At 40.8% G+C, this 7,140-nt stretch carries 7 protein-coding genes; 6 read left to right on the top strand and 1 reads right to left on the bottom strand.

What is annotated here, in order from left to right; genetic code table 11:
- Nucleotides 1-290: 290 nt before the first annotated feature.
- Nucleotides 291-2,294, bottom strand: a complete 2,004-nt coding sequence (gene tkt / locus H6F44_RS21560) for a transketolase (protein WP_190353151.1) — start codon at nucleotides 2,292-2,294, stop codon at nucleotides 291-293.
- A gap of 218 nt (nucleotides 2,295-2,512) precedes the next feature.
- On the opposite strand from tkt, the gene H6F44_RS21555 reads away from it, so the two are divergent.
- From H6F44_RS21555 to H6F44_RS21530, 6 genes are all read left to right on the top strand, one after another.
- Nucleotides 2,513-3,244 carry a Uma2 family endonuclease gene (locus H6F44_RS21555; protein ID WP_190353150.1) on the top strand — a complete coding sequence of 244 codons (732 nt, stop codon included), beginning with the start codon at nucleotides 2,513-2,515 and terminating at the stop codon, nucleotides 3,242-3,244.
- Nucleotides 3,245-3,358: 114 nt separating this feature from the next.
- Nucleotides 3,359-3,520, top strand: coding sequence for a hypothetical protein (locus tag H6F44_RS21550; RefSeq protein ID WP_190353149.1), 162 nt, complete (start codon nucleotides 3,359-3,361; stop codon nucleotides 3,518-3,520).
- A gap of 19 nt (nucleotides 3,521-3,539) precedes the next feature.
- Nucleotides 3,540-3,722, top strand: coding sequence for a hypothetical protein (locus H6F44_RS21545; protein ID WP_190353148.1), 183 nt, complete (start codon nucleotides 3,540-3,542; stop codon nucleotides 3,720-3,722).
- On the top strand, nucleotides 3,719-4,675 hold the full coding sequence (locus H6F44_RS21540) for a lysylphosphatidylglycerol synthase transmembrane domain-containing protein (protein WP_190353147.1): 957 nt from the start codon (nucleotides 3,719-3,721) through the stop codon (nucleotides 4,673-4,675). Before H6F44_RS21545 ends, H6F44_RS21540 begins: the two co-directional genes overlap by 4 nt.
- A 245-nt stretch (nucleotides 4,676-4,920) precedes the next feature.
- The gene (locus H6F44_RS21535; protein ID WP_190353146.1) at nucleotides 4,921-5,661 is read left to right on the top strand and encodes a glycosyltransferase family 2 protein; all 741 of its coding nucleotides are present in this window, start codon (nucleotides 4,921-4,923) and stop codon (nucleotides 5,659-5,661) included.
- 21 nt (nucleotides 5,662-5,682) lie between these two features.
- Nucleotides 5,683-6,975: an NAD(P)/FAD-dependent oxidoreductase gene (locus H6F44_RS21530; protein WP_190353145.1), complete on the top strand. Its 1,293-nt coding sequence runs from the start codon at nucleotides 5,683-5,685 to the stop codon at nucleotides 6,973-6,975.
- Nucleotides 6,976-7,140: the final 165 nt, after the last annotated feature.

Genomic DNA, 7,140 nt, shown 5'->3' with positions numbered 1-7,140 from the left:
TCCCTGTTAGATTTAGACCTTACTTCGATTAAATTACACCCTAATTTCCACAAGCTTTGCTCTTACGGCTCTATCTCTGACCAATTTTGTCCGTAGTATTGTAATAAATTACGGGCTGAAATCTCAAACCCGTTTCAACGGGTTGATCATAGAAGTATTTTAGTCAGCTAAAGCAGACTTTAGCTTTCGGAATCTATCCCTTATCGCCCATCATTCAAAACCAAAAGAGTCTCGCAATGCGAGACTCTTTTTATTCTTTTTATTAGAAACTAAAAGCTTCCTTATTTAACTTAACCGAGAACCTTGCGAGCAGTTGCCACAACGTTATCAACGGTGAAGCCAAACTTGGCATAACCGATTGGACCTGGAGCCGAAACACCGAAGGTATCCATACCGATCGCCGCGCCTTCAAAACCGACATACTTATGCCAGCCAAAGGTGCTACCAGCTTCAACACTGACGCGCTTTTTGACCGATGCAGGAAGAATAGATTCTTTGTACTCAGCCGACTGCTCGTTGAAGAGTTCTTGACAAGGCATAGAGACAACGCGCACTGCCTTACCTTCTTCTGCAAGGATCGCGGCGGCCTTAGTTGCCAACTCCAGTTCCGAACCTGTGGCAATCAAGATCAACTCAGGATTGGCGGCTTCGACAACCGTATAAGCACCCTTCTTAGCGCCTTCGATGGAAGTACCAGCCAGGTTCTTCACGTTTTGACGGGTGAAAGCGAGGAAACTAGGACGCTTGCGATTGGCGATCGCCACTTGATAAGCCGCAACGGTTTCATTGGCATCCGCAGGACGAATAGTCAAGGAGTTGGGAATCACACGCAAAGAAGCGAGGGTTTCTACAGGTTGGTGGGTGGGACCATCTTCGCCGAGCATTACGGAGTCGTGGGTGAGGATGTACAACACGCCGATCTCTGACAATGCCGAGAGACGCATCGCGCCGCGCATATAGTCTGCAAATACGAGGAAGGTTGCACCGTAAGGAATTGTGCCTCCATGGAGAGACATTCCATTCAGGATTGCACCCATAGCGTGTTCGCGCACACCAAAGCGGAAGTTACGCCCCTCATAAGAGCCATGTTGGAAATCGGCTAGTCCCTTAACATAGGTCATGTTGGAGTGAGCCAAGTCCGCCGATCCACCCAAGAATTCAGGAAGTACAGGGGACAAAGCATTCAAGCAAGCTTCCGAAAGCAGACGGGTTGAAGTTTCCTTTTGAGCAACAGGCTCAAGGGCTTTTTCCCAACCTTCAGGCAATTCACCAGCCATGATCCGCTTAAACTCCGCAGCTTCCGCAGGATAGGCAGCTTCGTAAGCAGCAAAGCGCTCATTCCATTCAGCTTCAGCCTTAGCACCCTTGTCGATCGCTTGACGAAAACGAGCTAGAGCATCGGCAGGAACATCAAAAGGTTCATATTCCCAACCAAGGTTAGCGCGGGTGGCAGCAACTTCATCAGTGCCGAGAGCCGCACCGTGAACGCCCGATGTGCCAGCTTTCTTAGGAGAGCCATAACCGATGGTGGTGGTGACGACCAGCAAGCTAGGCTTGTCAGTGACAGATTTTGCTTCGGCAAGTGCCTTGGCGATCGCCTCCAAATCTTCGTTACCATCGGCAACCTTGACAACGTGCCAACCGTAAGCTTCATAACGCATCGCCACATCTTCGGTGAAGGCTAAGTCGGTGCTGCCATCGATAGAAATGCTGTTGCTGTCATACATCATGATCAGCTTGCCAAGCTTAAGGTGTCCACCCAAGGAAGCAGCTTCAGAAGCAATCCCTTCCATGTTGCAACCGTCACCAAGGATCACATAGGTATAGTGATCAACAATATTGTGACCTGGTTTGTTGAAACGCGCAGCCAAATGTGCTTCAGCGATCGCCAAACCAACGGCATTACCCACACCCTGACCAAGGGGACCTGTGGTAACTTCGACCCCTGCGGTTTCAAAGTTTTCAGGGTGTCCTGGGGTGGGGCTACCCAATTGACGGAAATTTTTGATATCTTCAATGCTTACGCTGTCATAGCCAGTTAGGTGCAGCAAAGAATATTGCAACATACAGCCATGCCCTGCGGACAAGACAAAGCGATCGCGATCGACCCACTTAGGATTTTTAGGATTAAACTTTAAAAACTGATCGAATAGCACAAAAGCCATTGGTGCTGCGCCCATCGGCAGACCGGGATGACCAGATTTAGCTTTTTCGACCGCATCGATCGACAAAAAGCGGATGGAGTTGATGCAGAGTGTCTCAAGGGTTTGAGGTTTCGAGGGTGCAGCGACCATAGTTACAATTGCTTAAAAAATTTTTGTACTCAATCAGGTACATATTTTCCCTCAAAACTGTCCCTCTCGATAACAAATTTTAAATTCTGTTAAATCCTATACCAGATACTTCTATGAATTCTGGGATTGAGCGCAAAATATCTGATCAATTACTCCTGATCAATTACTAAGGTGGGATCATCTATAATTAAATGTGACTGCATCAGGAGAATAAATCTATGGCAGCAATTACGGCGCGTGAACTAGAAATGCAAATGCCCGATGCGCGTAAACTTTTGAGTGATGAGCCTGAGATGGAAAGTTCTTTGCATTATATGCAACTGCTATTGCTAGTAACTTGCCTAGAATGGGCATGGCAAGAGCGGGATGATTTTTTTATTGGGGCAAATCTGACAATTTACTTTAGCCGTCAGCAGTTAAAAAATCATGACTTTCGGGGACCAGACCTGTTTTTAGTTAAAAATACGACCAGAGAGCCGCGCAACTCATGGGTAGTTTGGGAAGAGGATGGGCGATATCCTGATCTGATTATTGAGCTTTTATCTGATTCCACTGCGAATACCGATCGCACCTTAAAGCGAGATTTATATGCAGAAAGGTTTCACACACCCGAATACTTTTATTTCTCACCAGACACATTAGAGTTTGCTGGGTTTAGGTTAGATTTTAATAAGTATCGCCCTATTGTTGCCAACGATCGCGGCTGGCTATGGAGTGAGACTTTAGGGTTTTTCTTAGGAATTCACAATCGCCAATTGCGATATTTTTCGTTAGAGGGTGCTTTGTTGCCAACTCCCCAAGAAGCGGCTAAAAATGAGATGTTAGCAGCTAATCAAGCGCGGCAAATTGCTGAGCAGGAGCGCCAAACTGCTGAGCAGGCTAAGGCGGAGTTACAGGAACTCAAGACAAAAATGCGATCGCTTGGTATTGACCTGAATGGGAAGTTGTAATACATTGGGTAGCAAATTTTTTAAAAGTACAAACTTATAAACAAGTTATGTTTAATGCTTTAATTTGGGCATCAAACAACCGTTAGTAAAGGGCTACGCTATACCAAAGGGGATATGGATGCGGGTCTTGCAGCCCCCCCTGAAGAGCTTTACCGCTTTCTCGATCAGTGGCACATCGTGGATTATTTGCACGCAATGCCTGATGGAGTCATCAACTTTTCCTATCGCCCTTTACAAATTAGCAGTGCTTTAGGACTAACTGTTTGTTTGCTTTAATTTATTGGTATCCTTGATATTGGCAGTTTTATTGATCGGTGGGGTACAACTTTTTATGGGTCTTTTTGGTGAATATCTGGGGCGTATTTTTGACGAAGTACAACAAAAGTCTTTGTACATAGTTAAGCAACAGCAAAGGTTTGAATCTATGGAAAAAGATTCTGTTTCTTTGACTTTATTGCTAGGAGAGCTAAGATATTGAAAAATAAAATTTTTCTTGTTTTAGGTTGGTTAATCAGCCTAATATTTCTGTACTTTGCTCTTCACGGTTTGAGTTGGTCTTTAGTCATAGCCTCTTTTGCTAAAGTCTCTTTTCTCACTCCTATTTTGATGATAGGAACTTACTGTTTGGGCTTTGTAATAAGAGCCTTGCGTTGGAAATTTCTTCTCCCTCATGGAATACCGATCGCTGACTCTTTAGGAGCAGTGGTTTTAGGCTATGCTGCTAACAATATTTTACCTGCTCGTTTAGGTGAATTGGTTAGAGCGCAGGCGATCGGGCGTAAATGTGAGATTAGCCGTTCTTTAGCTTTAGCTAGTATTTTTGTGGAGAGAATTTTTGATGGTTTAGTTCTGACAGGGCTACTATATTTGGGTATTAGAGGTCAGGATATACCCAATTGGGCTTTATCCGTAGGAGTGCTAGGGCTAAGTATTTTTGGCGGAGCCTTATGCTTAGTTTTAATTTTGGCTTTTACTCGTTCCCTATGGGAAGCAAAAATTAAGGCTTTTCCATCATCTAAACTAAACAACATCCTTGGACAGTTTGCTAAAGGATTTACGCTAATAGGAAGAAATGCTCAACTACCCTTCACCATACTAGGATTAACCATACTTGTTTGGCTAGTTGAATGTATTATGTTTTATATTGCTATTCAATCTTTTGATATCAAAGTTCCAACCACAGCCCCCCTATTTGTGATGGGATTGATAAACTTAGGGATTTTAGTTCCTGCTGCTCCTGGATATTTAGGGGCTTTCCAGTACTTCGGCGTTCTAGCATTAAGCCCTTGGCAAGTAAATTCAGCCGATGCTTTAGCCAGCGTGATACTGATTCATGCTTGCCAGTATTTACCAATTACACTATGGGGAGCATTTTATCTTAGGTACTTCGGTTTTTCTTCTATAGAGAAACTGAGGATCGCAGTGAAATAAGTTAAAAATTTATAACAATTAAGTTAGATCAAAATAAGTTAGATCAAAAGTATTTTACAACGAGAAGATGATGATTTCTAACCGATTGATGTATCTCTCAAAAAAATGCTCAGGACTTACACCCTACAGAGATTTTAAACTTTTAGATCAGACATATTGTTTGGCAGACAATTTTACAAGCATTTTGGTTAGTCAATCAGAAATAGCTTAATGGTATACACAACACATAGTCAAAATAATTGATAATGGCACAGACAAATATTCATTCGTTAAACAATAAGATTGTTACTCTTTCAGTTGTTGTACTTTGTTACCGAGCAGGCGAAAGTATTATTGGGTTTACTAAGGCTCTTCAAGATCATTTGAATAGTTTTGAAACAGATTGGCAGTTGGTTTTGGTTGGTAATTATTTAGTCGGTTCTGATGACAAAACGGGTGACATTATTTTAAAAATGGCTCAACAAGATGACAAAATAAAAACGATTATTAAACCTAAAGAGGGTATGATGGGTTGGGATATGAGAATGGGTATGGAACATGCTGATGGACAATACATTTGTGTAATTGATGGTGATGGGCAGTTTCCGATAGAGAGTATTGGAAAAGCCTATAAACTGATCAGAGAGAACAATGTTGATGTGGTAAAAACTTTTAGAGTACGTCGTTATGACGGTGCTTACAGAAGGTTCATTTCATTTTGCTATAATATAATTTTTAGAATATTATTTCCAAGGTTGAACAGCAAAGATATCAACTCAAAACCTAAAATTATTAGAAGAGAGGCTTTTGATAAGCTTAAACTTTACTCAAATGATTGGTTTATTGATTCTGAAATTATGCTTGAAGTAAGAAGATTAAAACTAAGTTTTATCGAATTTCCTGTTGTCTTTCATCAGATACAGGATAGACGTTCTTTTGTTAAAGTTTCTGCCATCCTTGAGTTTATAAGAAATTTAATCATCTATCGCTTAAGAAAAAACACCTAATTAGAGAAGTCGGAGAAGTCAATGAGTCTGTTAATAGTTGGTGGCGGTGCAACAGGTTTAGCGGCAGCTTATATTGCAGCTAAGAGAGGTGAGCAGGTGACTTTAATAGAATCATCAAATCGCTTGGGTGGCTTGTTAACCACTTTTGAAGTTGGCGGCACTAATCTTGAATGCTTTTATCACCATTTTTTTACCCATGATCGCGAGATTAATTGGCTACTGCATGAACTAAATCTGTCTTCAGATATTCGTTTTGTAGAAACTAAAATGGGGATGTATCGCTATAGAAAAATTCATCCTTTTACAACTGCAAAAGACTTGCTATTGTTTCCGAGATTGAACATTTTCGATAAATTACGATTTGGTTTAACCAGTATCTTTTTATCCAGACAAAAAAACTGGCGAAAATATGAAAACATTTCAACTTTAGATTGGTTTTATAAGTGGGCAGGCAAAGCTGTAACCGATGCTATTTGGAAACCAATGCTAAAAATTAAGTTTGGTCAATACGCTGAAGAAATTCCCTTGACTTGGATGATTGGTAGAATGGCACAGAGAATGAAATCTCGCTCTGGCGGCAAAGAGAAATTGGGATATCTGAGGGGAAGTTTACAGAGATTGGTAGATGCACTAGAAGTGAATCTAGAAAATCTAGGGGTAAAAATAATTAAAAACACCTCAGTAACAGAAATTTTATTACACCAGAATAAAGTGGTGGGTGTAAAAACGCCCAATGGGAACTTTACTGCCAGCAAAACTTTGGTAACAATTCCTACGGTTTATTTGGCTAAAATGATTCCCGAACAATTTGCTGATTATCGCCAACAATTAGAAACAATTGAATATTTTGGTGCTATTTGTGTAGTCATTGTCACCCGCAAAGCTTTGAGTGAAATCTATTGGCTTAATGTTGGCGACCTTGGTTTTGAGTTTGGTGGCATAATTGAGCAAACTAACTTTGTCCCTACAGAAGAATATCAAGGATTACATATCACCTATTTATCTAGATATGCAACTTGGAATGAACCAATTCTTCATAAAAGTGATGCAGAGATTGCCACTATATTCAAAAATCAGTTAATTTCAATATTTCCAGATTTAGAAAAGAAGGGAATTAAAGAAATTAAGGTTTTCCGCACAAAAACTGCTGCTACTGTTTGTGACAAGAATTTTTCTCGTAAGATTCCAGATTATAAAACACCGATCCCAAATCTCTATATTGCTAATATGGCTCACTTATATCCTGATGAAAGAAGCATAAATAATAGTATAAAAATTGCTATGGATGTAGACACTCTTTTGAAAATTGTATAAGATCCATAAAATCTTCAAGTATATAAGCTTACCTTACTTTTCACGGCATCTTTAAAAGGTGGACCAGAATGGGCTTTCAGGTAAAGGGTACAGATGGGGTTAAAGTAGTAAAAAGCAAACAAAAGCAGGCAAGAAAAAATGATGAACTGGTGGGACAAGAATTTT

It is taken from the genome of Pseudanabaena cinerea FACHB-1277 (assembly GCF_014696345.1).
Taxonomy (GTDB): domain Bacteria; phylum Cyanobacteriota; class Cyanobacteriia; order Pseudanabaenales; family Pseudanabaenaceae; genus Pseudanabaena; species Pseudanabaena cinerea.
This window is presented reverse-complemented; position numbering and strand designations above follow the sequence as displayed.

Coding starts and splice junctions, on each gene's coding strand:
- H6F44_RS21550 (WP_190353149.1), top strand. CDS start 3,359: ATGGATGCGGGTCTTGCAGCCCCCCCTGAAGAGCTTTACCGCTTTCTC.
- H6F44_RS21530 (WP_190353145.1), top strand. CDS start 5,683: ATGAGTCTGTTAATAGTTGGTGGCGGTGCAACAGGTTTAGCGGCAGCT.
- H6F44_RS21555 (WP_190353150.1), top strand. CDS start 2,513: ATGGCAGCAATTACGGCGCGTGAACTAGAAATGCAAATGCCCGATGCG.
- tkt (WP_190353151.1), bottom strand. CDS start 2,294: ATGGTCGCTGCACCCTCGAAACCTCAAACCCTTGAGACACTCTGCATC.
- H6F44_RS21535 (WP_190353146.1), top strand. CDS start 4,921: ATGGCACAGACAAATATTCATTCGTTAAACAATAAGATTGTTACTCTT.